Here is a 26,471-nt window from a genome sequence, read left to right as displayed (position 1 = left end):
GTCTACGCACCAGGCCCAAGCCGTTCAGCTACTATCGAAGAACCACTCCAAGGAGGATTCATTCATGGGCGTTGCCGCCAACCGGGCTTTGACCACTGCGCTGGTAGTCATCGATGTACAGAACGACTTCATCCCCGGCGGCCAACTGGCCGTGCCGGGTGGCGATGAGATCGTGCCGCTGATCAACCAGTTGGGGCATTCATTCAGGCACGTCGTCCTTGCCCAGGACTGGCACCCGGCCGGGCACGCCTCGTTTGCGTCCAGCCATCCGGGCAAGCAGCCGTTCGACATCGTCCAATTGCCCTACGGCGAGCAGAAGCTCTGGCCCGACCACTGCATACAGGGCAGCAATGGCGCCGCGCTGCACCCGGCACTCGACCTACCCCATGCCAAGCTGATCATTCGCAAGGGCTGCAACCCGGACATCGATAGCTATTCAGCCTTCATGGAAGCGGATCACCTGACCCCTACCGGCTTGACCGGCTATCTCAAGGAACGCGGCATCGACACCGTGTACCTGGTGGGGCTGGCCCTGGATTTCTGCGTGATGTTCTCGGCGCTGGATGCCCGGTTGGCGGGGTTCAATGCGCTGGTGATACTGGATGCCTGCCGGGGCATCGATATCGACGGCTCGATGGAAGCGGCAATCCGACGGATGCAGGAAGCGGGCGTGCAATTGATCGACTCCAGCGCGATAGATGGCCGCCCCTTCGCGTGACGGCTCATACTAGGCGTCTCCTTTCCGGACAGTGAGTCTCCATGCCCTTCCTCGCCCGCACCCACCCGCGTCTGTCCAGCGCCACGGTCCTTGGCCTGGCGGTGGGTATCCTGGTTCCCGTGGACTCGATCATCAGCAAAATCCTGATCGGCTGGAATGTCGGCGTCTGGACCTACCTGGTGCTGATGTCCTGGCTGACCGTGCGGGCCAAGGCGCCCGACGTCCGGCGCATCGCCGAAATCGAAGATGAAAATGCCGGGCTGGTCCTGCTGGTGGTCTGCATCGCGGCATTGGCCAGCTTGGCAACCATCACCTTCGAACTGGCCGGCAGCCGCGACCTGGACGCCGCCGGAAAGCTGCTGCATTACGGTTTCACGGCAATGACCGTGATCGGTTCATGGTTGCTGATCGGGGTGATCTTCAGCGTGCACTACGCGCGGTTGTATTACACCTGGGAAGGCAAGGAGCCGGCGCTACGGTTTGCCGAAGGGCTGACCACGCCCAACTATTGGGACTTCCTGTATTTCTCTTTCACCATCGGGGTCGCGGTGCAGACGTCCGACGTGGGGGTCGCCACCCGGCAGTTGCGCAAGATCGTCCTGGCTCAATCGTTGATCGGGTTTGTGTTCAACACGGCGATCCTGGGGTTTTCGATCAATATTGCGGCGGGGTTGTTTGGGTAAGGGGCCATTGGGACCGCTTCGCGGTCCAGCGGGAGCAAGCTCCCTCGCCACAGAGATCGGACCGAGGCTCAAGCGGGTGTTGGCAGCCACAGCCTGAAGCGCGCCCCGCCCAGCGGCGAGGCTTCGACGGTCAGCGTGCCGCCCTGGGCTTCCAGGGCTCGGCGGCTGATGGCCAGGCCAAGGCCGAAGCCGCCGGTGGCGCGGTCGCGGCTGCGATCCAAACGGTAGAACGGCTCGAACACGCGCTCGCGTTCGCTATCGGGAATGCCAATGCCATCGTCGTCGACCCAGATCTCACAGCCTTGATCACTGACCAGTACGCCCACCTGGATGCGCTTTTCGCAATAACGCATGGCATTGCGCAACAGGTTCTGCAAGGCCCGAGCGGTCAGGCGTGGGTCCAGTACGAAACGCTCCAGCGCGCCGTGCAGCAGCACGTCGATCACCACGTCCGGCGCCGCCAGGTCCTCGTCGACGCTGCCCAGGATGCTGTCGATGAACTCGTCCAATGCCACCTCGACCCGTTCGGGCAGGCGTTGCGGGTTCTGCAGACGGCTGTAGGACAGCAGTTCCAGCACCAGTTCATCCAGCTCACGAATGTGCGCGACCAACCCTTGCAGGCGCTCGCGACTGGCCGGCGGCAGGTCATCGGACAGCGCCAGGGCCAGGCCGAAGTCGAGCCGTGTCAGTGGCGTGCGCAGTTCGTGGGACACGGCGTTGAGCAGGTCCCGCTGTTGGTTGAGCAGGTTCTCGATGTCACCCGCCATTGTGTCGAACACATGGGCCAGGCTGCCGATGTTCGAACTGGAGGCAATGTGCGTACGCTCACCCAGATGACCTTTGCCGAAGCGTTCGGCGGTGCGCCTGAGGCGTTCCAGGTCGCGCCAGTGAGGCCGCAACCAGAGCAACAGGCAGGCCAGCATGGTCGCGCCGATCAACACGTTGATGCTCCAGTACAACCAGCTGACGTCGGCCGGGTCCGGCGGCACGACCATTTTCACCGCTGTGCGCCCGTCCAGCGGTGCCGCCGCCAAGGTGCGCCAGGCCCAGTCACCGATGCGCACCACGTTCTCGCCGCGCTTGAGACGCGCCTGCTCATCGGCACTGAAGCCGCCGTCATCGATCGCCGCCAGCTCGATGCGCAGCGGCTCGAACTCCTTGTCCATCTGCGCCGCCAGCGCCGGCCACTGCTCGCTGGGCACGGCGCGGAACTGCTTGACCATCAAGGTTTGCAGGCCACGGGAGTAATCGAGGTTGTAGGTCATGAAACGGTCTTGGAACAGGCGGATCACCAGTTCGGGCATCAGGTAGATCGCCGCGCTGTAGGACACGATGGTGACCAGGTAAAGGCGAATCAGCAGCTTCCACATCGGCTCAACATTCCCACTCGGAACGACTGAACAGATAACCCTTGCCCCACACGGTCTTGATCTTGCGGGCTTCGTCGGCGTTGTCGTCGAACTTGCGCCGCAACTTGGAAATCGCCACGTCCACCGAACGGTCGGTGCCGTTGAACTCGATGCCGCGCAGGCGCTGCAGGATCTGGTCTCGGCTCAGTACTTCGCCGGAATGCCGGGCCAGCACCACCAGCAGGTTGTATTCGCCGCTGGACAGCTCCACCGCTTGTCCGCGCCAGGTTACGGTGCGCTCGGATAGGTCGATGCAGAGGTTGCCCATGAGGATGCGGTCGTTGACCGTCTGCGGCTCGGTCAGGCTGCTGCGGCGCAACAAGGTACGCACTCGCGCCAGCAGCACCCGGGGCTCGCAAGGCTTGGTCACGTAGTCATCGGCGCCCATCTCCAGGCCCAGGACCTGGTCGTGGCTGTCGTCCCGGGCAGTGAGCATCAAGATCGGCAAGGTCGCCGAGTCGGCCCGCAGCAGGCGGCAGACTTGCAAACCGTCCAGCCCCGGCAGCATCAGGTCGAGAATCACCAGGTCCGGCGGATCGACGCGTGCCCGCTCACGCACATGATCGCCACGGCTGAGCACGCTGACCTGATAGCCGTTGCGCTCCAGGTAACTGGCGATCAGTTCGGAGAGTGCGCAGTCGTCTTCGACCAGGAGGATGTTGGGCATGGGTGTTTCCAGAAAGTGCTGTGGCGCCGGAAATGACGCTATCGCGAGCAGGCTCGCTCCCACAGGGGCCTGAGTTGCACTAAAGACTCAATGTGGGAGCGAGCCTGCTCGCGATGAGGGCCTGCCAGGCGCAGAAAATCTCAAGCTGCCAAGGATATACGCCCTCGCTCATCCACGAGCAAAACCCTTACACAATTTCACACAGCCACTACAAAACGTTACCGCTGGGCCCGCAGCAGATCCGCCGCACACGAGGTGATCCGCTGGCACGCATCCGCCAGCTTCACCTGATCGACCACCAGCCCGAGGCGGATATGCCCTGCCGCACTGGGCCCGAACGCCTCGCCGGCCAGCACCGACACGCCATAGTCGTCCAACAACCGTTCGGCAAATGCCTGGGCGTCGAGACCGGTCCGGCGCACATCGACCATCACGAACATGCCGCCATCGGGCCGCACCGGCTTGAGGCCTGGGCAGTCGTCGAGCATGGCGCACACCAGGTCCCGGCGCTGGCGATACTCGTCGTGCATCTGCGCCACTTCCGGCAACTCCTGCTCCAGGGCGACCTGGGCTGCGCGTTGCACGAAATCCGGCAGGCCAAACAACATACACAAGGACAGGTTTGCCAAATGGTCGGCGAGGGATTCAGGGCCGATGACCCAGCCAATGCGCCAGCCGGTCATGGCGTGGGATTTGGACAGGCTGTTGATCGTCGCGGTGCGCTCGGCCATGCCCGGCAGGCTGGCGGGGCTGATGTGCTCGCCGTCATAGAGCAAGTCGCTGTAGACCTCGTCACTGATCAGCCACAGGTCATGTTCGATGCACAACCGGGCCAATGCCTGCCAGGTGGGCATCGGCAGGCTGGCGCCGGACGGGTTGTTCGGGCTGTTGAGCAGCATCGCCCGGGTACGCGGGGTCACAAGGGGGGCAACGTCCGCAGGTTCGACCCGAAAACCGTTCTCCGGGCGGACCGCCACCGGCACCACTGTCGCCCCGCAGGCACCGAACACCGCTTCATAGGTGACATACATCGGCTCGGCGACGATGACTTCGTCGCCAGGGTTGAGCAGGCATTGCGCGACCGCATACACCGCGCACTGCGCCCCCGGCAGTACGACGACCTGTTCGGCCCCCGCAGGCTGGCCGCAACGCAGGCGATGACGCCGGGCAATACTGGTGCGCAAGGTGTGCAAGCCGCGGATGTCCGAATAATGGGTCTCACCGGCCCGCAGGCTGCCCACGGCAGCATCGACAATGGCGCGCGGGGTGTCGAAATCCGGATCGCCCACTGACAGCAACAACACATCCATGCCCTGTTCGCGCATGGCCAGCGCCCGGTCGTGAATCTGCCAGGCGGCGGCACCATCGCCGGTGATGCGTTGGGTCAAGACTGAAAAGCGCATGTATCTCTCCTGATTGCGCGATATCCAGCCTCAACCCTATCTCAAATCACAAACCGCGCCACCATCGCATTCAACCCCACCGCCAGGCGCGACAGTTCGTGGCTCGCATCGCTGGTCTGTTTGGCGCCGCTGGCCGACTGGGTGGCCAGGTCGCGAATGTTCACCAGGTTGCGGTCCACTTCACGGGAAACCTGGGCCTGTTCCTCCGATGCACTGGCGATGACCAGGTTGCGTTCGTTGATCTGGTGGATCGACTGAGTGATCTGCTCCAGGGCCACGCCGGCGGCGCGGGCCATTTCCAGAGTGCTTTGGGTACGCTGGTTGCTTTGTTGCATCGACTGCACGGCCTGGCCGGTGCCGTTCTGGATACCGGCGACCATTTTTTCGATTTCCTGGGTCGATTGCGCAGTGCGATGGGCCAGGGCCCGGACTTCGTCGGCCACCACCGCAAAACCGCGTCCGGCCTCCCCGGCGCGAGCGGCTTCGATGGCGGCGTTGAGGGCCAGCAGGTTGGTCTGTTCGGCGATGGCGCGGATCACGTCCAGCACCTTGCCGATGTCGCGGCCCTGGACCGCCAGGCCTTCGATCATCGAGGCGGTGGCCTGCACGTCGTGGGTCATGGTCTGGATCGCGTCGACGGTTTCGACCACACGTGTGCGGCCTTCCTGGGCGGCCTGGGTCGATTGGTTCGACGCCTCGGAGGTGGACACCGCGTTACGGGCTACCTCTTCGACCGCGGCGGTCATTTCGTTGACCGCCGTGGCCGCCTGTTCGATTTCGTTGTGCTGCTGTTGCAGGCCGCGGGAGGATTCCTGGGTCACGGCGCTCAGCTCTTGCGCCGCAGCGCCCAGTTGAGTGGCCGAACCGGCAATCTGCTCGATGGTCTGGCGCAGGCTGACTTGCATGGCGGCCAAGGCCTGGAGCAAGCGCCCAGGCTCATCCTTGCCATCGTCCGCGATGACCTGGACCAGGTTGCCACTGGCAATGGTCCGCGCAGCCTCCAATGCCCGGTTGAGCGGCGCGACGATGCTGCGGGTCAGCAGCAAGGCCAGCACCACGGTGGCCAGGGCGGCGGAGATCGAGACAATAATGATGCCGGTGATCGCGCTGTCGTAGTGCTCACCGGCCTTGGCCGAGGCTTCGCCGACTCCGGCCACGTTGATCGCGATGAGCTTGTTGAGCTGCTCGCCCATCAGGTCGGTGCCTTCCTTGATTCGCGTATTGATGTGGGTGCGCAGCTCATCGGCCTTGTTCTGCCGCGACAGGTCGAGCATTTCCTTCTGGGCTTGCAGGTATTTTTCCAGGGTCGCGGAAAAGACCTTGTACAGTTCGGCCTCCTGCGGCGTGCTCGGCAGCGCGGCGTAGCTGCTATTGGCCTTGTTCAGTTTTTCCACCAGCACGCCGATGCGGCTCTCGGCCTCGGTCAGGCTGGCCGGATCCCGGTTGACCAGAATGCGGAACGAGAGGATGCGCATGCGCAGCACGTTCTCCAGCACATTGGCCAGATAGCCGACGCTGGGCACCTGGGTCTGTTCCATCTCCAGCGAGGCCTGGCGAATGACAGACATGCGGTTGGCGGCGAATACGCCGAGGATAACGACGAGCAACGCGATGACGGCGAAGCCGAGAAAGGCTCGTGGCGCGATATTCAGGCTGCGTAGGGACATGGAAAGACCTCGAAATGTTGGGTCGAGCGTCCATGCTGGCAAGCGCACTGATTGGAGTTATGGGGATATACGCTTAATCCGTTATCGGCTGGGCTTTAGGATTTGTGCAGGGTGTGTAAAAAAATATTTCCCAATGCTTTTTTGTGGCGAGGGAGCTTGCTCCCGCTGGGTTGCGCAGCAGCCCAAATCGAACGTGGTCAACCTTGCACATTGCGGTGGATGGTTTCGGCGCCGCTTCGCGGCCCAACGGGAGCAAGCTCCCTCGCCACGGGTACAGTGTTCGACCACTTTATCGATGCGCCACCCGCCAAAGCCGTGCAATGTCCCGGGCACGCTCGCTCAGCAGGCGCGGGGCGTCGATGCAGGCTTGCTGCAAGGTCATCGGTCCGCTGGCCAGGGCGAAGGCGGCGTCGATGCCGTGTTCATACAGCGCCTGGTAACCCTCCCCCAACGTGCCGGCAATGACCACCACCGGTACACCGTGCTGGCGGGCGATGCGGGCCACGCCGAAGGGGGTCTTGCCGCGCAGGGTCTGGGCGTCGAAACGGCCTTCGCCGGTCATCACCAGATCGGCGCCGTTGACCGCCTCGGCCAGCCCGGTCAACTGGGCGACAACGTCCACGCCGGTACGAAACTGCGCACCCAGGAACGCCTTGGCCGCGAACCCCAGGCCACCGGCGGCGCCGCTGCCCGGCTCGTCGCGCACATCCTTGTTCAGCGCCCGCGCGCAGTGTTCGGCGAAATGCCCCAGGGCCCGGTCCAGTGCCTGCATTTGAGACGCCGAGGCGCCCTTCTGCGGACCGAAAACCACGGACGCGCCATGGGGGCCGCACAGCGGGTTATCGACATCGGCAGCGATCTCGAAGCTGACCTGGGCCAGGCGTGGGTCGAGTTCACTCAGGTCGATGTGCGACAGGTTCACCAAGGCCAAGCCACCGGGAGGAAGGGGTTGGCCCTGGTCATCCAGCAACACCACGCCCAAGGCCTGCATCGCACCGGCCCCGGCGTCGTTGGTGGCACTGCCGCCGATCGCCAGGATGACCCGGCCAGCGCCCTCATCGAGGGCCGCGCGAATCAGCTCGCCGGTGCCGTAGGTGCTGCTGGAACAGGCGTCGCGTTGCCCCGGCGGCACCAGTTGCAAGCCACTGGCTTCGGCCATTTCGATGATCGCGGTGCGGCTCTCGGCCAACCAGCCCCAGCGCGCCTCGACAGCGACACCCAACGGACCGCGGACCCGGGTGTGGCGCCACTCACCATGACAGGCCGCCAACACCGACTCCACCGTGCCCTCCCCGCCGTCCGCCATCGGGCATTTGATCAACTGCGCATCCGGCCAGACCTCGGCCAGCCCCTGGGCGATGGCATCGGCGACGCCCTGGGCACTGAGGCTGTCCTTGAACGAGTCGGGGGCGATGACTATTTTCATATTATTCTCCGGTTCCGATGCACAACATGCTGCCAGTTGACCGCCGCCATGATGCCGGTCCGCTGCACAAAAGGCAGCGGGCATTATTGTTCAAATTCACAAATACCGGTTTTCCAGGAAGATTCAGGTTGAAGCTGCCGGCCTCATCGCCAGCAGGCTCGCTCCCACAGAGGTAGTTCCGCAGCTCCCACAGCTGATTTGGAGGGTGTTTGAGAATTCTGTTTGATCCGTGCGGTGGTTCTGGGGTTTGATTGGGCCTTTCCCCATGGATGAAAGGATCTTGTCATGAGCTACCGCACGCTAGGCCATTCCGGGTTGCAAGTCTCGACGCTGACCCTGGGCACGATGATGTTCGGCGAACAGACCAGCACCGAGGATTCGCTGCGGATCATCGACAAGGCCTGGGACCAGGGCATCAATTTCATCGACACCGCGGACGTCTACACCAATGGTCGCTCCGAGGAAATCGTCGGCGAGGCGATCGCCCGTCATCGCCAGGAATGGGTGCTGGCCACCAAGGTCGGCTTCGGCCCGCCGGACGGCATGCCCAACCGCAGCGGACTGAGCCGCAAGCACCTGTTCAATGGCATCGAGGCCAGCCTGACGCGCCTGGGCACCGATTACCTGGACATCTATTACCTGCACCGCGAAGACCACAACACGCCGCTGCACGTCACCGTGTCGGCCATCGGCGACTTGATTCGCCAAGGCAAGATTCGCTACTGGGGCCTGTCGAACTACCGTGGCTGGCGCATCGCCGAAGTGATCCGGATCGCCGACAGCCTGGGCATCGACCGGCCGGTGATCAGCCAACCGCTGTACAACATCGTCAACCGCCAGGCCGAAACCGAACAGATCACTGCGGCGCAGAACTACGGCCTCGGCGTGGTGCCGTTCAGCCCCCTGGCCCGAGGCGTGCTCAGCGGCAAGTACGCGCCGGACGTGGCGCCGGACGCCAACAGCCGTGCGGGCCGTCAAGACAAACGCATCCTGGAAACCGAGTGGCGGGTCGAGTCCCTGCGTATTGCCCAGCAGATCCTGCAATACACCCAAGGCCGCGGCGTGGGCATCGTCGAGTTCGCCATCGCCTGGGTGCTGAACAACAACGCCGTGACCTCGGCCATCGTCGGGCCGCGCACCGAGGAGCAGTGGGATTCGTACACCAAGGCGCAATCGGTGAAGATCAGCGCGGAAGATGAAGCGTTCATCGATTCGCTGGTGACGCCGGGGCATGCGTCGACGCCGGGGTTCAACGATGTGAGCCATTTCGTGCCGGGGCGAGTACCGCGTACGTCATAAGATCGTTGAAGTGCACCCTCTGTGGCGAGGGGATTTATCCCCGCTGGGCTGCGAAGCAGCCCCCTGGGCCTGGCACCACGAAATCTCAGGTTTCACGAACGGGGGGCTTCGCCCCCAGCGGGGATAAATCCCCTCGCCACAAAGAGTGCTAGTTGCTCCCCTCAAGAGAATAAAAGTGTCCAAAGGCATCGCTCTATCGGTCTCGGCCTCCGCGCTGTTCGCCGTCATGTACTACTACACCTCGTTACTCTCACCGCTGACCGGCGTGGAGATCTTCGGCTGGCGCATGCTGCTGACGATGCCGTGCATGACCGCGTTCATGCTGGTGACGCGGGAATGGAAACTGGTCACGGCGCTGATCCAACGCCTGATCGCCACGCCACGGCTGTTGATCGCAGCAATAGCCTCGTCGGCACTGATGGGCGCGCAACTGTGGCTGTTCATGTGGGCGCCGCTCAATGGCTACAGCCTGGACGTGTCGCTGGGGTACTTCCTGTTGCCGCTGTCGATGGTCCTGACCGGACGCATCGTCTATGGCGAACGCCTTTCCTACCTGCAGAAAGTCGCCGTGTTCTTCGCCACCCTGGGCGTGTTCAACGAGTTGTACCAGGTGGGTGGTTTTTCCTGGGCAACCTTGCTGGTGGTGATTGGCTACCCGATCTATTTCATCCTGCGCAAACGCATCAAGACCGACAACCTGGGTGGACTCTGGCTGGACATGACCCTGATGCTCCCCGTTGCACTGTGGTTCGTGCAAAGCGGTGAACAGGGCCTCGACGTTTTCGATCAATACCCATGGCTGTCGCTTCTGATCCCGGTGCTCGGGGTGATCAGCGCCAGCGCGCTGGTGTCCTACATCGTCGCCAGTCGATTGCTGCCGTTCAGCCTGTTCGGGCTGTTGAGTTATGTTGAGCCGGTGTTGCTGCTGGGCGTTGCGCTGCTGTTGGGTGAAAGCATCAAGGCCGGTGAATGGCTGACCTATATCCCGATCTGGATGGCGGTGGCGGTGCTGGTGTTCGAAGGGTTCAAGCACTTGGTGCGGCAGCAGCGCAGGGGCTGAAGCCCGCTCCCACCCTGGGTCTGCGTCGCGTCAATAAAAAGCCCGCCTGGCATCACTGCCAGGCGGGCTTTTTTGCACTCAGGTGTTACTCGGTCGCCAGCACCCCACGGCGCACCTGGTCGCGCTCGATGGATTCGAACAGCGCCTTGAAGTTGCCTTCGCCGAAACCATCATCGCCCTTGCGCTGGATGAATTCGAAGAACACCGGCCCCATCAGGGTTTCCGAGAAGATCTGCAACAACAGGCGCTTGTCGCCCTGCTCGGAAGCACCGTCCAGCAGAATGCCTCGCGATTGCAGTTCATCCACCGGTTCGCCGTGGTTCGGCAGGCGGCCTTCGAGCATTTCGTAGTAAGTGTCCGGCGGCGCGGTCATGAAGCGCATGCCAATGCTTTTCAGGTGATCCCAGGTCTTGACCAGGTCATCGGTGAGGAACGCCACGTGCTGGATGCCTTCGCCATTGAACTGCATCAGGAACTCTTCGATCTGTCCGGCGCCCTTGGACGATTCTTCGTTCAACGGGATACGGATCATGCCATCCGGGGCGGTCATGGCCTTGGAGGTCAGGCCGGTGTATTCGCCCTTGATGTCGAAGTAACGGATCTCGCGGAAGTTGAACAGCTTCTCGTAGAAGCCGGCCCAGTAGGCCATGCGCCCGCGATACACGTTGTGGGTCAGGTGGTCGATGATTTTCAGGCCCGCGCCCACCGGGTTGCGGTCAACGCCCTCGATGAACACAAAGTCGATGTCATAGATCGAGCTGCCTTCGCCAAAACGGTCGATCAGGTACAGCGGCGCACCGCCGATGCCTTTGATCGCCGGCAGGTTCAGCTCCATCGGGCCGGTCTCGATGTGGATCGGCTGGGCGCCGAGTTCCAGGGCACGTTTGTAGGCCTTTTGCGAATCCTTGACCCGGAACGCCATGCCGCACACCGACGGACCATGCTCGGCGGCAAAGTATGACGCCACGCTGTGGGGTTCGTTGTTGAGGATCAGGTTGATCGCGCCCTGGCGATACAGGTGCACGTCCTTGGAGCGGTGGGTGGCCACTTTGGTGAAGCCCATGATCTCGAAGATCGGCTCCAGGGTATTGGGGGTCGGGGATGCGAATTCGATAAATTCGAAGCCCATCAGGCCCATGGGGTTTTCGTATAGATCTGCCATGTCGGCGCCTCATCAGTCGGGTCAATTAACAAAAAACGTTAGTTGCTGGCGATGCTGAGGACACGGGGCGGCGCGCAGGAAATGCCACGAACGCTGCGGGCGAGGAAATCGCCATAGATCAGTTGAAACCCAAGTATCTTCATTGTCGACCCAAGGCTCTTGCGGGCGAGGCTTCTGCTGCCAGAAGACGTTATTCTTATATGCGTAACTCGATTCTACACAGCGTAACCTGGTTTGTCCGCCTTCTGTATCAAATCGCCTTTTCCTTCGCCCGCGCAAGGGGTTTGTTGCACAGGAAAATGCCCACCAGAATCACGCCCCCGCCGACACACATCAAGGCCGTGAGCCGTTCGTCCAGCAGCAGCGCCCCCAACAGCACCGCCGTCAACGGATTGAGCGCGATGAACACCCCGGAACGGGTCGCACCGATCCGGCGAATGCCGTCATACCAGGCGATATAGGCCAGGGCCGAGCCCAGCACGCCGAGGTACAACAGGCTCAGCCATTGCTCCAAATCCAACGCGCGCAGGGCTTCGACACGAATCTCGCCCGCCGCCGCGCAGGCCAGCCACAACATCAGCGTGCCCAGCAGAATCGACCAGGTCACGGTCTGCAAGGGGCCGAGGCTGTCATTCAAGCGCCTGGAAAACAGCGAATAGATGCCCCAGCCCAACACGCAACCAAAAATCAGCAGGTCGCCGATCCAACCCTGCGCGGCGCCTTGCAACAAGGACGGATCACGACTGACGATTACCAGCCCCGCCCCACCGATGCAGAGCACGATGCCCGCCACTTTCAAGCGGCTCAACCGCTCCCTGAACAACCACCAGGACGCCAGCCCGATCACCGCTGGGTTCAAGGCCACGATCAGCGAAGCCCGCGACGCGTTGATGTACTGCAAGCCATAGAAGAAGCACAGGTTGTAGAAAAAGATGCCGAAGAACCCCAGCGCGGCCAAGTGCAGCCCCTGCTTCACACTGGGCCTGGCCAGCGGGATCCCGGCCAGGGCGAGAAATGCCAGCAGCGCGATACTCGCCAACAGGAAACGCAGGCTGGCGGCAAACATCGGCGCCAAGGCATCGGAAAGGATCCGGCCGGCGACGAAGGTCCCGCCCCAGATCATGGTGACCATGGCGAGCTTCAGGTAGACCGGCAGGTCTGACGGGGTTGGGAGGGTTTGTTCGAGGGTTTTCATGGTGCACCGAAACCTGTAAGTGAAGTCACTCACAAAACCTGTGGCGAGGGGATTTATCCCCGCTGGGCTGCGCAGCGGCCCCAAACCTGACGACTCGGTGTGTCTGGAGTTCGAGGGGGTCGCTTCGCGCCCCAACGGGGATAAATCCCCTCGCCACAAAAGTTCTGTATTGCTTTCTGATTCGAATCAGATGCCTCATCATCACGCTCATGCTTAATCATCGTAAAATGAGCAAACCCTCATGACCCTCACCCAACTCGAAATCTTCTCCCTGGTCGCCGAGCTGCGGGGGTTCACGGCGGCGGCAACGCGTCTGGGCATCGGCCAGTCAGCGGTGTCCCACGCCATCAAGTCCCTGGAACAAGAATTGGGCGTGGAATTGCTCAGGCGTCATCAATCCCAGGTGGAACTCAGCGACATTGGTCAGCAATTGCTGCTGCGGGCCCGGGCCATGCTCGGGCTGGCCAACACCTTGCGCCAGGAAGCCGCCGATGCCCGAGGCATGCGCCGAGGCACCTTGCGCATCGGCTCGTTCGGGCCGACGTCATCGATGAAACTGTTGCCCGGTATCCTGCGGCGCTATCGAGACTTGCACCCGGGCATCGAAGTGCACATCGATGAAGGGCCCGACAGGCAGGTCCTCCAATGGCTGGACGAACGGCGGATCGACGTCGGCTTCGTGGTGCTGCCCGAGGAGCGTTTCGATACGTTCATGCTGATGGAAGATCAGATGGTCGCCCTGCTGCCCACTAACCATCCCCTCACCGCCCAGGCCAGCCTGAGCCTCAAGGACCTGTGCAACGACCCCTTCGTGCACACCGAGGCCGGATCGTCGGAACTGGTTTCGCGCCTGTTCAATGCCGCCCGACTGACCCCGAATGTGCGTTTTCGTTGTTCGCAACTGCTCAGCACCCTGGATATCGTCAGGCGCGGTGAGGCGGTGAGCGTGGTGTCCGAGGGGTCGTTGCCGGACGATGGAAATCCCGGTTACGTTGCCCGGCCCTTGTCCCCACGAGTGCCGCGCCAGATCGGCCTGGCGGTATTGGACAGCCGCCAGGCCTCGCCCGCCACCCTGGCGTTCATCGAGCTGGCCCGACAGTCATGAGCCCGCTCCCACAGTCACGCTGCGGTCAGCAAGCGCTCGGCAAGCCATCTATCATGGACGGCATCCGACGATTCCCCCTCATCCCTTTTCTTCTCAGGTTGTGCCGATGCCCTTGACCGCCACACGCTCGCACACCCGGCCCCGTCGCGCGCTCGTCACCCTGCTTTGCGGCCTGGTACCGATGCTGTCAGGGCTGGCCATTTTGTACATGCAGGCCGAACGGACGCTGGCGCAACACACCCGGCAGACTGCCGAGGAACTGGTCAGGCAGATCGAACTGATGCTCGACAACACGGCCTTGGCGGCCCATGAACTATTACCCCTGGCCGGCCAGCCCTGCGAAGCGGTGAAGCTGGCATTACGCGAACAAGTGACGCGCCGGCCCTTTGTCCGTTCGACCAACCTTGTCTGGGACAACAACCTGTATTGCAGCTCGCTGTTCGGTGCCTTCGAGGAACGCGTCAACTCGAGCGACTACCATCAAGGCAGCTTGTGGCTCATGGACGGCAACCCGGTCACGCCGAACACCGCGCTGCTGATTTACCGGCTCAACGAGGGCCATCAAGGCGCCTTGGCCACGCTTGACGGGTACCACCTGACGAACGTCTTGCGCTTGATCGGCCGCCAGACCCGGCTACGGCTGCAAGTCGGGCCGAACTGGCTGGCGGCGGACGGCAAGGTCCGGCCAGCGCCCATGCCCGGGCTGCCGGTCGCCCAGCATGAGCTGGGGTCATCGCGCTACGCCTTCAATGTAGAAGCCGGCTTCGACGAGGGTGAAACCTGGCGCTACATGGCCAGGGAATATCCGCCGCTGTTCAGCTTGCTGATCTTCTTCGGCGTCGTGGCCGGGACCCTCGGACACTGGCTGCAAAAACGCGCCTCCTCGCCCAGTCGTGAACTGCAACGGGCCCTGGAAGCCGGCGAGTTCGTGCCCTATCTGCAACCGGTCGTACACAGCGACAGCAAACGCTGGGCCGGCGTCGAAGTGCTGATGCGCTGGAACCACCCCAAGGAAGGCCTGGTTCGCCCGGACCTGTTCATTCCCTTCGCCGAACACAGCGGCCTGATCGTACCGATGACCCGGGCGCTGATGCAGCAGACCATGCACCTGCTGGAACCGCTGGCGCCTCAACTGGAAGCGCCGTTTCATGTTGGCATCAACATCACCGCCCGCCACTGCCAGGATCTGGCGCTGGTGGACGATTGTCGCGAATTTCTCGCCGCCTTCGCGCCAGGTACGATTGCCCTGGTGCTGGAGTTGACCGAGCGCGAGTTGATCGAACCTACGCCCGTTACCCGGCAACTGTTCGACCAACTGCGGGAGCTGGGCGTCAAGATCGCCCTCGACGATTTCGGTACGGGTCATTCCAGCCTGGCGTACTTGCGTCAATTCAATGTGGACTTCTTGAAGATCGACCAGAGTTTTGTCGCGATGATCGGTGCCGATACTCTGTCACGGCACCTGCTCGACAGCATCATCGAACTGTCGGGCAAGCTGGGCCTGGACATGGTGGCCGAGGGGGTCGAAACCGTCGAGCAAAGCGACTACCTGAGCGCCCATGGGGTGAACTTTCTACAGGGTTATCTATTTGGTCGACCGATTAGCGGACAGGCGTTCATTGAGACCTTGACCGGGCTTAATGGCAGTTAACCGCCGCCGATCTATTGACGACGATGCCCAACTGATAAAAGCTTTTGCTGTTGTTACATAACGAAAAAGTTACGATTTACACTTTACGGATTAACTACTACAATTTTTCTACCTGTGCCAGATAGCAGGAGAGTCATTAACACCAAGGCGCTCGGCTTATAGCTTTGTTTGCGGTTGGTATCAGCCAAATATTTTGATTGGAGTAACGATTTTGTCCAGACTCGCTGAATTTCGTGCAGCCGAAAAGGCCCTTCAAGAACAGCTCAAGCAGTTGGAATCGCTGAAGAACGATGCCGGGCTCAAGAAGGAAATCGAATTCGAGGAAAAGCTCCAGGGACTGATGAAAACCTACGGCAAGAGCCTGCGCGACATCGTCGCGATCCTCGACCCGAACCCGTCCAAGGCAAGCCTGCAATCGACCAAACCCATCAAGACCCGCCGTGCGCGAGTGGTAAAGGTTTACCAGAACCCGCACACCGGTGAGTTGATCGAGACCAAGGGCGGCAATCACCGCGGCCTGAAAGCCTGGAAAGAACAGTACGGTGCAGCTACCGTCGACTCTTGGTTGCGTGGTTGACACGGGCGCGGTTGACAGCGTCCATGATGCAAAAAAGCCCTGAATACACTCAGGGCTTTTTTATGGGCTAAACTTTTGGATTAAATTCCGAGCGTACTACGCTGACGGCGTTATAGTTTCAAACTGTTTCGCACCGACTGTATTTCATCCTGGCTTTCAACAAACACCTGCGCCTGCCCTGCATAGGACAGCACATAAGCCTTGCCCTCATTTAGTGCCGCGACGAGTGCCTGAGACAATACATGTCGTCCGTTTTGCGTGATCGTACAAGTGGTTTCCAACGCAGTTACGCCGCCCAACATGGAAGCATGGATTTTATTGCACACACTTTGGTAACCGCCCTGGAAGAAATCCTTCTGGATCGATTTGCGCATTTCCAGCAACACGCCTTGCAAGTTGACCTGGTGATCGGGTTCGATGGTAGTCGTGGTCAATTCCATGACCATCACGGCATTGCCTGCCGAATCGCTCTTGGTTGCACGTTGTCGCAAGGGGCCCGGTGCCGCGGCGTCGGCGGGCAGAGACTCGACAACCCAGCCTTGGGGCCAGGCGATCTGCGGTTCGTCCGCCTGGACGCCGCCGACACTCGCAATGCAGGCAAACAGCAGGACAAACAGCGAAAGGAACGGTCGAATCATTGCGTTGGCACTCAAGGGCGAATCGTAAAGTCTGAAGCCCGAGACAGAAGCAGGCAATAGCCACACACGGTTTGGCGACACCGCATCCCTTGCGTATCATGCTCGCACCTGCAAGGAAGCCGTCTGACGCAAGCCCAGGAACCGTCGCAACCAAACGTGCGACGCCGTTTGCCCCACTTATATCCGGAGGGCCCATGAGCCTGCACGAACTCAACACTTTCCCTGGCGTCACCGCCCAACCCGACGCTGCCACGGCCAAGTTCGTCTTCAACCACACCATGTTGCGCGTCAAGGACATCACCAAGTCCCTGGATTTCTACACCCGCGTGCTGGGTTTCTCGCTGGTGGAAAAACGCGACTTCCCGGAAGCCGAATTCAGCCTGTATTTCCTGGCGCTGGTGGACAAGAACCAGATCCCGGCGGACGCAGCGGCGCGGACCGAATGGATGAAGTCGATCCCTGGCATCCTGGAACTGACCCACAACCATGGCACCGAAAGCGACCCGGCTTTCGCCTACCATAACGGCAACACCGACCCACGCGGCTTCGGCCACATCTGCATCTCGGTACCCGACGTCGCCGCCGCCTGCGAGCGCTTCGAAGCATTGGGCTGCGATTTCCAGAAACGCCTGAACGACGGTCGCATGAAAAGCCTGGCGTTCATCAAGGACCCGGATGGCTACTGGGTGGAAATCATCCAGCCTGCACCGCTGTAAACCTCACCACCGCTCCCGCAAAATAAGGGCCGATAAAAAACCCCATGAGCCAGGCCCATGGGGTTTTGTCTTGCCGCTTTCGGCTGCTTATGCCGGCGCGGAGGTGCGGATCAGGTGGTCGAAGGCACTCAGCGAAGCCTTGGCGCCCTCGCCTACGGCAATCACGATCTGCTTGTACGGCACGGTGGTCACGTCACCGGCGGCGAACACGCCAGGGATCGAGGTTTCACCCCGGGCATCGACGATAATCTCACCCCGCGGCGACAGCTCGACGGTGCCTTTGAGCCAATCGGTGTTGGGCAACAAGCCGATCTGCACGAAGATCCCCTCCAGCTCCACATCCCGCACGTCACCGCTCGGACGGTCCTTGTAGCGCAAGCCATTGACCTTCTGACCGTCTCCAGTCACTTCGGTGGTTTGGGCATTGGTAATCACCGTCACGTTCGGCAGGCTGTGCAGCTTGCGCTGCAATACCGCGTCGGCACGCAATTGCACATCGAACTCCAGCAAGGTGACGTGGGCGACGATACCGGCCAGGTCGATGGCCGCCTCGACACCGGAGTTACCACCGCCGATCACCGCCACGCGCTTGCCTTTGAACAGCGGACCGTCGCAGTGCGGGCAGTACGCCACGCCCTTGTTGCGATATTGCTGCTCGCCCGGCACGTTCATTTCACGCCAGCGGGCACCGGTCGCCAGGATTACGGTCTTGGTCTTGAGGCTCGCACCGCTGGCGAACTTGATTTCATGCAACCCACCGTCCTTGCCTGGCACCAAGGCGTCGGCACGTTGCAGGTTCATGATGTCCACGTCGTACTGCTTGACGTGTTCTTCCAGGGCAACGGCCAGTTTCGGGCCTTCGGTTTCCTGGACCGAGATGAAGTTCTCGATGGCCATGGTGTCGAGCACCTGCCCGCCGAAACGCTCGGCCGCCACACCGGTGCGAATGCCTTTACGGGCCGCATAGATCGCCGCCGAAGCACCGGCCGGGCCACCGCCCACCACCAGCACATCGAACGCATCCTTGGCGCTGATCTTCTCGGCCTGGCGCTCGATACCGCTGGTGTCGATCTTGGCAAGAATCTCTTCCAGGCCCATGCGGCCCTGGCCAAAGTTCACGCCGTTCAGGTAGATGCTCGGCACGGCCATGATCTGCCGTTCATCGACCTCGGCCTGGAACAGCGCGCCGTCGATGGCGACGTGGCGAATGTTCGGGTTCAGCACCGCCATCAGGTTCAGTGCCTGGACCACGTCCGGGCAGTTCTGGCACGACAGCGAGAAATAGGTCTCGAAGTTGAACTCGCCCTTGAGGGAGCGGATCTGTTCGATGACGTCGACACTGGCCTTCGATGGGTGACCGCCGACTTGCAGCAAGGCCAGCACCAGCGAAGTGAATTCGTGGCCCATGGGGATGCCGGCAAAACGCAGGCTGATATCGGCACCCGGGCGATTCAACGAAAACGAAGGCTTGCGCGCATCGGTGCCGTTGTCGAGCAAAGTAATCTGGTCGCAAAGACTGGCGACGTCTTTGAGTAACGCAAGCATTTCCTGGGATTTCGCACCGTCATCGAGGGAAGCGACGATCTCGATCGGCTGGGTGACCCGTTCCAGGTATGACTTCAACTGAGCTTTAAGATTGGCGTCCAACATACGGGCGATTTCCATTTTTTGAATTTCAGAAAAAACAACGCCCGAGCGAATCTCGCCCGGGCGTTTTTTGTGGGCGGTGCAGCTTGCTTAGGTGCGGATGACCGCCCTCAAGGGACTCACGGTCTTAGATCTTGCCGACCAGGTCCAGGGACGGAGCCAGGGTGGCCTCGCCTTCTTTCCACTTGGCTGGGCAGACTTCGCCCGGGTGAGCGGCGACGTACTGGGCGGCCTTGACCTTGCGCAACAGCTCGGAAGCGTCACGGCCGACACCACCGTCGTTGATCTCGACGATCTTGATCTGGCCTTCTGGGTTGATCACGAAAGTACCGCGGTCAGCCAGGCCGACTTCTTCGATCAGCACGTCGAAGTTGCGGGAGATGACGTGGGTCGGGTCGCCGATCATGGTGTACTGGATCTTGCCGATGGCTGGCGAAGTGTTGTGCCAGGCAGCGTGGGCGAAGTGAGTGTCGGTGGAAACGCTGTAGATCTCGACGCCCAGCTTCTTGAATTCGGCGTAGTTGTCGGCCAGGTCTTCCAGCTCGGTTGGGCAAACGAAGGTGAAGTCAGCCGGGTAGAAGAACACGACAGACCACTTGCCTTTCAGGTTGGCGTCCGATACTTCGACGAATTCGCCATTTTTGAAGGCGGTAGCGTTGAACGGTTTAACTTGGCTGTTGATGATAGGCATCGATGTTTCTCCGTCAGGGTTGAAAGTTGATGGAGAGGATCTTAACCACTCATCCCCAGGCTGGCTCATTGGCAAACCTGATGTGAATGATTGGTTTTGGCTATCAGCAGCTAAATAGATAGAAGAAAACTTAATATGGCGAGCCGGCTCGCCCGCCATATGTTCGTCCGGTGATCAGGAGGCGACGGGCGTACGCATCGTCACGAATTCTTCGGCAGCTGTCGGATGCACGCCGATGGTTTCGTCGAAGTCACGCTTGGTGGCGCCAGCCTTGAGCGCAATGGCCAGGCCCTGGACGATTTCCCCGGCATCCGGCCCGACCATGTGGCAACCCAGCACCTTGTCAGTCCGGGCATCCACCACCAGTTTCATCAGCGTGCGCTCCTGGCAGTCGGTCAAGCTCAGTTTCATCGGCCGGAAGCGGCTTTCGAAAATCTGCACCTCATGGCCTTCTTCCCGGGCCTGCTCTTCCGTCAGGCCAACCGTGCCGATATTCGGCAGGCTGAACACGGCGGTGGGGATCATCCGGTAATCCACCAGGCGATATTGCTCGGGCTTGAACAGACGTCGCGCAACCGCCATGCCCTCGGCCAGGGCCACGGGTGTGAGCTGGACACGACCGATCACATCGCCAATGGCCAGGATCGACGGCTCGGTGGTCTCGTATTTTTCGTTGACCTGGACAAACCCTTTCTCGTCCACCGTGACCGCGGTGTTCTCCAAGCCAAGATTATCGAGCATCGGCCGCCGGCCGGTGGCGTAGAACACGCAATCGGTGAGCAGCGTTTGGCCATTCTTGAGCTCGACCCTCAGGCTGCCATCGTCCAGTTTTTCGATGCATTTGATGTCAGCGTCGAATTGCAGATCCAGGCCACGGCGGGTCAGTTCTTCTGCCAGGTGCTTGCGCACCGCACCGTCAAAGCCGCGCAGGAACAGTCCGCCGCGATATAGCAACGATGTCTGCGCGCCCATGCCGTGGAAAATCCCGGCGAACTCCACCGCGATGTAGCCGCCGCCCACGACGATGACGCGCTTGGGCAGTTCCTTGAGAAAGAACGCTTCGTTGGAGCTGATGGCATGCTCGCGCCCCGGAATGTCCGGGATCACCGGCCACCCACCCGTGGCGACCAGGATGTGTTTGGCGGTGTAGCGCTGGCCGTTGATCTCGACCTCATGGGGCCCGGTGATCCTGGCGTGGCCTTCGTGCAGTACGACGCCGCTGTTGACCAGCAGGTTGCGATAAATCCCGTTGAGGCGATTGATTTCCCGGTCCTTGTTGGCGATCAGCGTGGCCCAGTCGAAACTTGCCTCGCCCGCCGTCCAGCCATAGGCCGACGCCTGCTCGAAGTCCTCGGCGTAGTGCGCGCCGTAGACCAGCAGTTTTTTCGGCACGCAGCCCACGTTCACGCAGGTCCCGCCCAGGTAGCGGCTCTCCGCCACAGCCACCTTGGCGCCGAAACCGGCGGCAAACCGTGCAGCCCGCACACCGCCGGAACCGGCGCCAATCACATACAAGTCAAAATCGTAGGCCATTTCTATCTCCTTCGGCAGGTCATCAGCATACCTGCTGTTTTCGCCTGAGGCAGCGTTGCGATGGTTATGGGGGCGGAAAGTGAAAAAGCCAGCCGGACTTCGCGACCACCTTCTTGTGGCTGAGCGACGAACCAAGGCCTGCCTCACCCACTTGTGGCGAGGGGATTTATCCCCGTTGGGCTGCGCAGCAGTCCTAAAGCCTGCAACGGCGGTGTATCAGGCTGATCGCATCCGGATGTTGGGGCTGCTGCGCAGCCCAGCGGGGATAAATCCCCTCGCCACAGGGTTCTGTGTGCCTATCGGGCTTGAACTGCCTGGTGATTTTCCAAAAAAAAACGCCCCGAACCAGTCGGGGCGTTTTTCAAGGCGCGGCGCAGGCTATCAGTAAGCCTTGCCGGTCTTGTAGAAGTTCTCGAAGCAGAAGTTGGTCGCGTCGATGTAGCCTTCGGCGCCACCGCAGTCGAAACGCTTGCCTTTGAACTTGTAGGCCATGACACAGCCGTTCTGGGCCTGTTTCATCAGAGCGTCGGTGATCTGGATTTCGCCGCCCTTGCCTGGCTCGGTCTGTTCGATCAGGTCGAAGATGTCCGGGGTCAGGATGTAGCGACCGATGATCGCCAGGTTCGACGGTGCGTCTTCAGGTTTTGGTTTTTCAACCATGCTGTGAACGCGGTAGATGTCGTCACGGATCATTTCGCCAGCAATCACGCCGTACTTGTTGGTTTCCTGCGGATCGACTTCCTGGATCGCCACGATGGAACAGCGGAACTGCTTGTACAGCTTGACCATCTGCGTCAGTACGCCGTCGCCTTCGAGGTTGACGCACAGGTCGTCCGCCAGGACCACGGCAAACGGTTCGTCACCGATCAGTGGGCGGCCGGTCAGGATCGCGTGACCCAGGCCTTTCATTTCAGTCTGGCGGGTGTAGGAGAACGAGCACTCATCCAGCAGTTTGCGGATACCGACCAGGTATTTTTCCTTGTCGGTGCCCTTGATCTGATTCTCCAGCTCGTAGCTGATGTCGAAATGGTCTTCCAGGGCGCGTTTGCCGCGGCCGGTGACGATGGAAATTTCCGTCAGGCCCGCATCGAGGGCTTCTTCGACGCCGTACTGGATCAGTGGCTTGTTCACCACCGGCAGCATTTCTTTGGGCATGGCTTTAGTCGCTGGCAGGAAGCGAGTACCGTAACCGGCTGCTGGGAACAAGCATTTCTTGATCATATAAGTCCTTGAAAAGGCGGTGTGTACGAGTTTCGGCGCAGTCTAATCAGGCGACGGGCACCTTACAATGCCCGCACTGGCCAACCGGTGCCATCATAGAGAAATAAAAAACGGCGGATAGTTCAATCGCCTTTCGTTTCGATGGCTGCAGCAGACCCACTGTACGCCAGTAGGCGCTGTTTGCGAGCATTTGACGTATCATGGCGCCCTTGATCACGCCAATGAGGCAGCTAGATGTCGGTAACAAGAAACGCAAACGGCTATTCGGTCAGCCAGGGCAAGGACGGCCAGTGGTGGATTATCAACTACCACGGCGAGCAGGTCGCCGGTCCCTTGCCCAGCAAGGCCATGGCGGTGGAAGTGGCCGCGGTATTCCAGGATGAGCGCGCTGCCCCGGCGGCGAAAGAACGCGACACCGCTCCCGCACGCAGCCCCCGCCGCAAGAAATAACCAGACGAGCCTCTAGTAGATGCCACCCGGGCATTGAACGAGGCTGGTTCAGCTGTACTTTAGCTGTACCGCAATGGCCATTCGCTATAATCTCGCCGTTGCCCTTCCCTTCTCGATGACGATCCCATGAAGACACTTCTGGCACTGTTTACAGTCCTGGCCCTGGCGGGCTGTGCCTCGGCCGAAAAAACCTATCTCGATAACGGCGAGCAAGGCTTGGCCATCGACTGCTCGGGCGAGGCCAACTCCTGGGCGACGTGCTACGAAAAGGCTGACGCGTCCTGTGCCGGCACTGGCTACCGCATTGTCGGCACCGACGGCACACCCCAGGCCAAGGAAAGCGAGAAGACCCTGGGCGTCGACGTCGGTAACTTCACCAGCCGCAGTGTCGTGGTGGTCTGCAAGTAATCAAATGTGGATCTCGGCAAACTTGATGCCCAGCCCGCGCAAGGTTTCGATCAGTTCATCAAGACGGCTGAAGGACTCCACTTCGTCCTGGTCATCCACCAGGAAAAAACTGCGCCCGGCGCTTTTCTTGAAGAACACGATCCATTCGCCCGGGCTCGCCGGGTTCTGGATCACGTGGGTGGCACAGATAAGACCTTCTGCATGGCGCTCGCGCACCTGCTCGCGTTTCATCGACTGGCTCCATAAATGACAATGCCGCCAACGTGAACCGTGGCGGCATCTTTTGTCGAGGGCAGTAGTTTATCCGATGCCCGGTCCGCTCGTCAGGCGCGGAATGTGATCAGCCGGAAATGCAGGCGTTGGCCGCATCCTGCACGTCGCCCGGACGCACCGGTACATTGGACATGCTTTCGTGCAGCTTGATGCTGCTGCCGCTGGAGCGCTCGTCAATATCGAACACCGCCGCCGGCAGGGTCGACAGTTTGCCCGGGACGATCAGTCGAACACCATTCTTGTGTGGCTCCACTTGCAGCGGACCACGGCTTTTGGCCAGCTTGTCGGAAACACACTTGGCATATTCGTGAGGTTTCTTTCCGGAGATGACGCTCATGGTGGGGGGCGTCTGGTTGATGTCCGATACCGATGCACATCCACTCATGGCCAATGCCAACACCCACACGCTGCGCTTCATATGATTCCTCCGATAAAGATCCTCCGACAGTGCAGGCCCCGTTTTTCTCCGGTGCCACACAGCTTTATTTTTCCCGCAACCTGCAATAAATGAACAAAGCCTGGAGCGCGGGCCGGATATTAACACTCGGGGCTGATAAACTGCGCATCATTGCCCCTTGCTATCGTTTTGATTTTGTAGAAAAAGCCCTTCTGGAGGCGCCCATGAAATTCATCCACCAGCGCGAGCACCTGAACGAAGACGACATTGTCGTCATCGAATGCTCCCAAATGTGCAACATCCGTTTGATGAACGACGCCAACTTCCGTAGTTTCAAGAACGGCGGTCGGCACACGTATCACGGCGGCGCGTTCGACACTTTCCCGGCTCGGATCACTGCCCCTAGCACCGGTTTCTGGAACATCACCATCGACACCGTCAACCGCCGTGCAATCAGCGTCACGCGCAAGCCGACCCTGACCCACAAGATCAAAATCATCCGGCGTTCCAGCTCGAAGCTGAGCTGAGCCTCGCCCACTTTCAAGACAGGCAAAACCGTGGCCCAGACGACCAAATACGTCATCAAGTACAAGCTCAACGACGAACGCCGCTTCGAATTCGCGCAACTGGAAACCGGCACCGAGGAAGAAGCCCGAGCCGCGTTGCAAAAGCTGCATGGCGAAACCGACGATGTGATTAGCAACGTCAGTGTCAGCAAGGCGCTGTAAAGACTCACCCTGATAAATGTTTGTGGCACCAGGGCGGGCACGATGCTTTTGTGGCGAGGGAGCTTGCTCCCGCTGGGCGGCGAAGCCGCCCCAATTGCCTGGTGCATTCTTGCAGGCAGACCGCGCTGGCAGGTTTTACGACTGCTGCGCAGTCGAGCGGGAGCAAGCTCCCTCGCCACAGGGGATTTGTCGTGCCTGCTGACGGGAGTGACTCAGGACATTGATGCATCGCAAGAACCGGAGTGCTGACCAACGAAACACCCTCCAGACTGACCAATCCTTTGCACCAAGGATTGTCATCATGCCCACTCCCCCGCATCTGCCCTCACTGACCCAACGAATAAATCAACTGGATTGGTCGGCCCTGGAACACAGTCTCGAGCAGGACGGCAGCGCGCTCATCCACAACCTGCTGCCCGCCACGCAATGTCGAATGCTCAGTGGTCTGTACGCAGAGAGCGGGCTTTTTCGTTCACGGGTGATCATGGCCCGCCATGGATTCGGGCGCGGCGAGTATCAGTATTTTCGTTACCCGCTGCCTGACCTCGTCCAGCAACTGCGTCAGTCGTTGTATCCGCTGCTGGTACCGCTGGCCAACCGCTGGAACGCGTGCATGGGCCTAGAGGTGCGCTATCCCGACCGGCATGCCGATTTCATCCAGCGCTGCCATGCCGCCGGGCAGCAACGCCCGACGCCATTGTTGCTGCAATACGGCCCCCAGGACTACAACTGCCTGCACCAGGATCTGTACGGCGAGCAGGTGTTCCCGCTGCAGGTCGCGATCCTGCTGTCGGCACCGGGCCAGGACTTTACCGGGGGCGAGTTCGTGCTGACCGAACAACGTCCGCGCATGCAGTCGCGGCCGCAGGTCATCGATCTGAAACAGGGTGACGCAGTGGTGTTCGCGGTGCATCAGCGGCCCGTCAAAGGCGTTCGCGGTTATTATCGAGTGAACATGCGCCATGGCGTCAGCCGCGTGCACGACGGTAGGCGGCACACCTTGGGAATCATTTTTCATGATGCGCAATGACGACAACCCGATCACCCTGGACCTGTTCGCCGACGAGACGCCGACAACGCCCGGCCAGGTCGAACAGATTGGCCCGCAATCGTTCGTGTTGCGTGGCTTTGCCCTGCCCTGGCTCGACCGTTTGCTGCCGGCCCTGGAAACCGTGTTGCAGGCCGCGCCGTTCCGGCAGATGGTCACACCTGGCGGCTTTACCATGTCGGTGGCCTTGAGCAGTTGTGGCACGCTGGGCTGGACCACCGACCGCAGCGGCTATCGCTATAGCGCCGTTGATCCTCAGACCGGCCACCCCTGGCCCGCCATGCCGGCGGTGTTTCGCGAACTGGCCCAGGCCGCCGCCCGGCAGGCACGGTTCGAGCATTTCGAGCCGGACTCCTGCCTGATCAACCGCTACGTGCCCGGCGCACGGATGTCGTTGCATCAAGATAAAAACGAACGCCAACTCAGCGCCCCTATCGTCTCGATGTCCCTGGGCCTGCCGGCAATGTTTCAGTTCGGCGGGTTCGAGCGCAGCGACAAAAGCCTGCGTGTGCCACTGTTCCATGGTGACATCGTGGTCTGGGGCGGCGTGGACCGGTTGCGTTACCACGGCGTGCTGCCGCTCAAGGCGGGAGAGCATCCGCGCCTGGGCGCCCAGCGCATCAACCTGACGTTTCGCACCGCCGGATGAAGGTGCAGAATTCAACCGCAAGACCCGGAGTGTCGCCGCTCCCCAGGCTC

At 61.0% G+C, this 26,471-nt stretch carries 28 protein-coding genes and 1 pseudogene; 14 read left to right on the top strand and 15 right to left on the bottom strand.

The window, feature by feature from the left end; translation table 11 throughout:
• The first annotated feature begins 64 nt into the window (after positions 1-64).
• Positions 65-718 (top strand): bifunctional nicotinamidase/pyrazinamidase, encoded by a 654-nt coding sequence (pncA, locus tag BLO97_RS14060; protein WP_092346291.1) that lies wholly within the window; start codon positions 65-67, stop codon positions 716-718.
• A 41-nt stretch (positions 719-759) separates the two neighbouring features.
• Complete coding sequence (locus BLO97_RS14055) at positions 760-1,401, top strand: DUF1345 domain-containing protein (RefSeq protein WP_063320635.1); 642 nt, start codon at positions 760-762, stop codon at positions 1,399-1,401.
• A gap of 68 nt (positions 1,402-1,469) precedes the next feature.
• Here the strand turns inward: BLO97_RS14055 and BLO97_RS14050 are convergent, their stop codons facing one another.
• The 6 genes and pseudogenes from BLO97_RS14050 to BLO97_RS14030 all read right to left on the bottom strand — a co-directional run bounded on the left by BLO97_RS14050 (position 1,470) and on the right by BLO97_RS14030 (position 7,973).
• The gene (locus BLO97_RS14050) at positions 1,470-2,771 is read right to left on the bottom strand and encodes an ATP-binding protein (RefSeq protein ID WP_063320634.1); all 1,302 of its coding nucleotides are present in this window, start codon (positions 2,769-2,771) and stop codon (positions 1,470-1,472) included.
• A gap of 4 nt (positions 2,772-2,775) precedes the next feature.
• Positions 2,776-3,477 (bottom strand): response regulator, encoded by a 702-nt coding sequence (locus BLO97_RS14045; protein WP_063320633.1) that lies wholly within the window; start codon positions 3,475-3,477, stop codon positions 2,776-2,778.
• A gap of 218 nt (positions 3,478-3,695) precedes the next feature.
• Entirely contained in the window at positions 3,696-4,880 is a 1,185-nt protein-coding gene (locus BLO97_RS14040) for a pyridoxal phosphate-dependent aminotransferase (protein ID WP_092144685.1), read from the bottom strand.
• A 41-nt stretch (positions 4,881-4,921) separates the two neighbouring features.
• Complete coding sequence (locus tag BLO97_RS32320) at positions 4,922-5,785, bottom strand: methyl-accepting chemotaxis protein (RefSeq protein WP_371856193.1); 864 nt, start codon at positions 5,783-5,785, stop codon at positions 4,922-4,924.
• Positions 5,777-6,547: pseudogene (locus BLO97_RS32315) on the bottom strand (MCP four helix bundle domain-containing protein); the annotation flags it as partial. The gene BLO97_RS32320 and the pseudogene BLO97_RS32315, both read right to left, overlap by 9 nt.
• A gap of 289 nt (positions 6,548-6,836) precedes the next feature.
• Positions 6,837-7,973, bottom strand: coding sequence for a glycerate kinase (locus BLO97_RS14030; protein WP_092346287.1), 1,137 nt, complete (start codon positions 7,971-7,973; stop codon positions 6,837-6,839).
• A 285-nt stretch (positions 7,974-8,258) separates the two neighbouring features.
• On the opposite strand from BLO97_RS14030, the gene BLO97_RS14025 reads away from it, so the two are divergent.
• Positions 8,259-9,272, top strand: a complete 1,014-nt coding sequence (locus tag BLO97_RS14025; RefSeq protein ID WP_092222786.1) for an aldo/keto reductase — start codon at positions 8,259-8,261, stop codon at positions 9,270-9,272.
• A gap of 175 nt (positions 9,273-9,447) precedes the next feature.
• On the top strand, positions 9,448-10,332 hold the full coding sequence (gene rarD / locus BLO97_RS14020) for an EamA family transporter RarD (RefSeq protein ID WP_092346285.1): 885 nt from the start codon (positions 9,448-9,450) through the stop codon (positions 10,330-10,332).
• A gap of 85 nt (positions 10,333-10,417) precedes the next feature.
• Here rarD and hppD read toward each other — a convergent pair whose 3' ends face one another.
• Positions 10,418-11,494, bottom strand: a complete 1,077-nt coding sequence (hppD, locus tag BLO97_RS14015) for a 4-hydroxyphenylpyruvate dioxygenase (protein ID WP_003202983.1) — start codon at positions 11,492-11,494, stop codon at positions 10,418-10,420.
• A 250-nt stretch (positions 11,495-11,744) separates the two neighbouring features.
• A complete protein-coding gene (locus BLO97_RS14010) occupies positions 11,745-12,689 on the bottom strand; it encodes a DMT family transporter (protein WP_092346283.1) in 945 nt (314 codons plus the stop codon).
• Positions 12,690-12,930: 241 nt separating this feature from the next.
• Between BLO97_RS14010 and BLO97_RS14005 the strand changes: the two genes are divergently transcribed.
• From BLO97_RS14005 to BLO97_RS13995, 3 genes are all read left to right on the top strand, one after another.
• The gene (locus BLO97_RS14005; protein WP_063320626.1) at positions 12,931-13,794 is read left to right on the top strand and encodes a LysR family transcriptional regulator; all 864 of its coding nucleotides are present in this window, start codon (positions 12,931-12,933) and stop codon (positions 13,792-13,794) included.
• 106 nt (positions 13,795-13,900) lie between these two features.
• On the top strand, positions 13,901-15,445 hold the full coding sequence (locus BLO97_RS14000) for an EAL domain-containing protein (protein ID WP_092346281.1): 1,545 nt from the start codon (positions 13,901-13,903) through the stop codon (positions 15,443-15,445).
• A gap of 211 nt (positions 15,446-15,656) precedes the next feature.
• Positions 15,657-16,022: a histone-like nucleoid-structuring protein, MvaT/MvaU family gene (locus BLO97_RS13995; RefSeq protein ID WP_003202992.1), complete on the top strand. Its 366-nt coding sequence runs from the start codon at positions 15,657-15,659 to the stop codon at positions 16,020-16,022.
• 110 nt (positions 16,023-16,132) lie between these two features.
• Here BLO97_RS13995 and BLO97_RS13990 read toward each other — a convergent pair whose 3' ends face one another.
• Positions 16,133-16,660 carry a DUF4946 domain-containing protein gene (locus tag BLO97_RS13990; protein ID WP_092346279.1) on the bottom strand — a complete coding sequence of 176 codons (528 nt, stop codon included), beginning with the start codon at positions 16,658-16,660 and terminating at the stop codon, positions 16,133-16,135.
• A gap of 194 nt (positions 16,661-16,854) precedes the next feature.
• On the opposite strand from BLO97_RS13990, the gene gloA reads away from it, so the two are divergent.
• On the top strand, positions 16,855-17,376 hold the full coding sequence (gene gloA, locus BLO97_RS13985) for a lactoylglutathione lyase (protein WP_063320623.1): 522 nt from the start codon (positions 16,855-16,857) through the stop codon (positions 17,374-17,376).
• A gap of 87 nt (positions 17,377-17,463) precedes the next feature.
• Here the strand turns inward: gloA and ahpF are convergent, their stop codons facing one another.
• From ahpF to galU, 4 genes are all read right to left on the bottom strand, one after another.
• Positions 17,464-19,026 carry an alkyl hydroperoxide reductase subunit F gene (ahpF, locus tag BLO97_RS13980; RefSeq protein WP_092346277.1) on the bottom strand — a complete coding sequence of 521 codons (1,563 nt, stop codon included), beginning with the start codon at positions 19,024-19,026 and terminating at the stop codon, positions 17,464-17,466.
• A gap of 124 nt (positions 19,027-19,150) precedes the next feature.
• Positions 19,151-19,714, bottom strand: a complete 564-nt coding sequence (gene ahpC, locus BLO97_RS13975; protein ID WP_063320621.1) for an alkyl hydroperoxide reductase subunit C — start codon at positions 19,712-19,714, stop codon at positions 19,151-19,153.
• A 174-nt stretch (positions 19,715-19,888) separates the two neighbouring features.
• Positions 19,889-21,247: a glutathione-disulfide reductase gene (gene gorA / locus BLO97_RS13970; protein ID WP_092346276.1), complete on the bottom strand. Its 1,359-nt coding sequence runs from the start codon at positions 21,245-21,247 to the stop codon at positions 19,889-19,891.
• A gap of 381 nt (positions 21,248-21,628) precedes the next feature.
• The gene (gene galU, locus BLO97_RS13965) at positions 21,629-22,468 is read right to left on the bottom strand and encodes a UTP--glucose-1-phosphate uridylyltransferase GalU (protein WP_003182953.1); all 840 of its coding nucleotides are present in this window, start codon (positions 22,466-22,468) and stop codon (positions 21,629-21,631) included.
• 234 nt (positions 22,469-22,702) lie between these two features.
• On the opposite strand from galU, the gene BLO97_RS13960 reads away from it, so the two are divergent.
• Together BLO97_RS13960 and BLO97_RS13955 are read left to right on the top strand one after the other, a co-directional pair.
• On the top strand, positions 22,703-22,918 hold the full coding sequence (locus BLO97_RS13960; RefSeq protein WP_063320619.1) for a hypothetical protein: 216 nt from the start codon (positions 22,703-22,705) through the stop codon (positions 22,916-22,918).
• Between the two features lie 126 nt (positions 22,919-23,044).
• Positions 23,045-23,326: a hypothetical protein gene (locus BLO97_RS13955; RefSeq protein WP_063320618.1), complete on the top strand. Its 282-nt coding sequence runs from the start codon at positions 23,045-23,047 to the stop codon at positions 23,324-23,326.
• Here the strand turns inward: BLO97_RS13955 and BLO97_RS13950 are convergent, their stop codons facing one another.
• Together BLO97_RS13950 and BLO97_RS13945 are read right to left on the bottom strand one after the other, a co-directional pair.
• Positions 23,327-23,557, bottom strand: a complete 231-nt coding sequence (locus BLO97_RS13950; protein WP_072348699.1) for a hypothetical protein — start codon at positions 23,555-23,557, stop codon at positions 23,327-23,329.
• Between the two features lie 109 nt (positions 23,558-23,666).
• Positions 23,667-24,017: a hypothetical protein gene (locus BLO97_RS13945; protein WP_003203007.1), complete on the bottom strand. Its 351-nt coding sequence runs from the start codon at positions 24,015-24,017 to the stop codon at positions 23,667-23,669.
• 203 nt (positions 24,018-24,220) lie between these two features.
• Between BLO97_RS13945 and BLO97_RS13940 the strand changes: the two genes are divergently transcribed.
• The 4 genes from BLO97_RS13940 (at position 24,221) to alkB (ending at position 26,421) form a co-directional block, all read left to right on the top strand.
• A complete protein-coding gene (locus BLO97_RS13940) occupies positions 24,221-24,523 on the top strand; it encodes a DUF1883 domain-containing protein (protein ID WP_003182962.1) in 303 nt (100 codons plus the stop codon).
• A gap of 30 nt (positions 24,524-24,553) precedes the next feature.
• Positions 24,554-24,724, top strand: a complete 171-nt coding sequence (locus tag BLO97_RS31635; protein ID WP_086936548.1) for a hypothetical protein — start codon at positions 24,554-24,556, stop codon at positions 24,722-24,724.
• A gap of 301 nt (positions 24,725-25,025) precedes the next feature.
• A complete protein-coding gene (locus BLO97_RS13930; RefSeq protein ID WP_092346274.1) occupies positions 25,026-25,754 on the top strand; it encodes a 2OG-Fe(II) oxygenase in 729 nt (242 codons plus the stop codon).
• The gene (alkB, locus tag BLO97_RS13925) at positions 25,741-26,421 is read left to right on the top strand and encodes a DNA oxidative demethylase AlkB (protein ID WP_371914897.1); all 681 of its coding nucleotides are present in this window, start codon (positions 25,741-25,743) and stop codon (positions 26,419-26,421) included. The genes BLO97_RS13930 and alkB overlap by 14 nt, the downstream gene beginning before the upstream one ends.
• Positions 26,422-26,471: the final 50 nt, after the last annotated feature.

The sequence above is a fragment of the Pseudomonas sp. NFACC05-1 genome, assembly GCF_900100135.1.
In the GTDB taxonomy this organism is placed as follows: domain Bacteria; phylum Pseudomonadota; class Gammaproteobacteria; order Pseudomonadales; family Pseudomonadaceae; genus Aquipseudomonas; species Aquipseudomonas fluorescens_Q.
Note: the sequence above shows the minus strand (reverse complement) of the source record. Positions and strands in the feature narration are given on the sequence as shown.

Bases quoted from the DNA above. Each gene is read 5' to 3' on its own strand.
- pncA (WP_092346291.1), top strand. From the start codon at position 65: ATGGGCGTTGCCGCCAACCGGGCTTTGACCACTGCGCTGGTAGTCATC.
- BLO97_RS14055 (WP_063320635.1), top strand. From the start codon at position 760: ATGCCCTTCCTCGCCCGCACCCACCCGCGTCTGTCCAGCGCCACGGTC.
- BLO97_RS14050 (WP_063320634.1), bottom strand. From the start codon at position 2,771: ATGTGGAAGCTGCTGATTCGCCTTTACCTGGTCACCATCGTGTCCTAC.
- BLO97_RS14045 (WP_063320633.1), bottom strand. From the start codon at position 3,477: ATGCCCAACATCCTCCTGGTCGAAGACGACTGCGCACTCTCCGAACTG.
- BLO97_RS14040 (WP_092144685.1), bottom strand. From the start codon at position 4,880: ATGCGCTTTTCAGTCTTGACCCAACGCATCACCGGCGATGGTGCCGCC.
- BLO97_RS32320 (WP_371856193.1), bottom strand. From the start codon at position 5,785: ATGCAAGTCAGCCTGCGCCAGACCATCGAGCAGATTGCCGGTTCGGCC.
- BLO97_RS14030 (WP_092346287.1), bottom strand. From the start codon at position 7,973: ATGAAAATAGTCATCGCCCCCGACTCGTTCAAGGACAGCCTCAGTGCC.
- BLO97_RS14025 (WP_092222786.1), top strand. From the start codon at position 8,259: ATGAGCTACCGCACGCTAGGCCATTCCGGGTTGCAAGTCTCGACGCTG.
- hppD (WP_003202983.1), bottom strand. From the start codon at position 11,494: ATGGCAGATCTATACGAAAACCCCATGGGCCTGATGGGCTTCGAATTT.
- BLO97_RS14010 (WP_092346283.1), bottom strand. From the start codon at position 12,689: ATGAAAACCCTCGAACAAACCCTCCCAACCCCGTCAGACCTGCCGGTC.
- BLO97_RS14005 (WP_063320626.1), top strand. From the start codon at position 12,931: ATGACCCTCACCCAACTCGAAATCTTCTCCCTGGTCGCCGAGCTGCGG.
- BLO97_RS14000 (WP_092346281.1), top strand. From the start codon at position 13,901: ATGCCCTTGACCGCCACACGCTCGCACACCCGGCCCCGTCGCGCGCTC.
- BLO97_RS13990 (WP_092346279.1), bottom strand. From the start codon at position 16,660: ATGATTCGACCGTTCCTTTCGCTGTTTGTCCTGCTGTTTGCCTGCATT.
- gloA (WP_063320623.1), top strand. From the start codon at position 16,855: ATGAGCCTGCACGAACTCAACACTTTCCCTGGCGTCACCGCCCAACCC.
- ahpF (WP_092346277.1), bottom strand. From the start codon at position 19,026: ATGTTGGACGCCAATCTTAAAGCTCAGTTGAAGTCATACCTGGAACGG.
- ahpC (WP_063320621.1), bottom strand. From the start codon at position 19,714: ATGCCTATCATCAACAGCCAAGTTAAACCGTTCAACGCTACCGCCTTC.
- gorA (WP_092346276.1), bottom strand. From the start codon at position 21,247: ATGGCCTACGATTTTGACTTGTATGTGATTGGCGCCGGTTCCGGCGGT.
- galU (WP_003182953.1), bottom strand. From the start codon at position 22,468: ATGATCAAGAAATGCTTGTTCCCAGCAGCCGGTTACGGTACTCGCTTC.
- BLO97_RS13960 (WP_063320619.1), top strand. From the start codon at position 22,703: ATGTCGGTAACAAGAAACGCAAACGGCTATTCGGTCAGCCAGGGCAAG.
- BLO97_RS13955 (WP_063320618.1), top strand. From the start codon at position 23,045: ATGAAGACACTTCTGGCACTGTTTACAGTCCTGGCCCTGGCGGGCTGT.
- BLO97_RS13950 (WP_072348699.1), bottom strand. From the start codon at position 23,557: ATGAAACGCGAGCAGGTGCGCGAGCGCCATGCAGAAGGTCTTATCTGT.
- BLO97_RS13945 (WP_003203007.1), bottom strand. From the start codon at position 24,017: ATGAAGCGCAGCGTGTGGGTGTTGGCATTGGCCATGAGTGGATGTGCA.
- BLO97_RS13940 (WP_003182962.1), top strand. From the start codon at position 24,221: ATGAAATTCATCCACCAGCGCGAGCACCTGAACGAAGACGACATTGTC.
- BLO97_RS13930 (WP_092346274.1), top strand. From the start codon at position 25,026: ATGCCCACTCCCCCGCATCTGCCCTCACTGACCCAACGAATAAATCAA.
- alkB (WP_371914897.1), top strand. From the start codon at position 25,741: ATGATGCGCAATGACGACAACCCGATCACCCTGGACCTGTTCGCCGAC.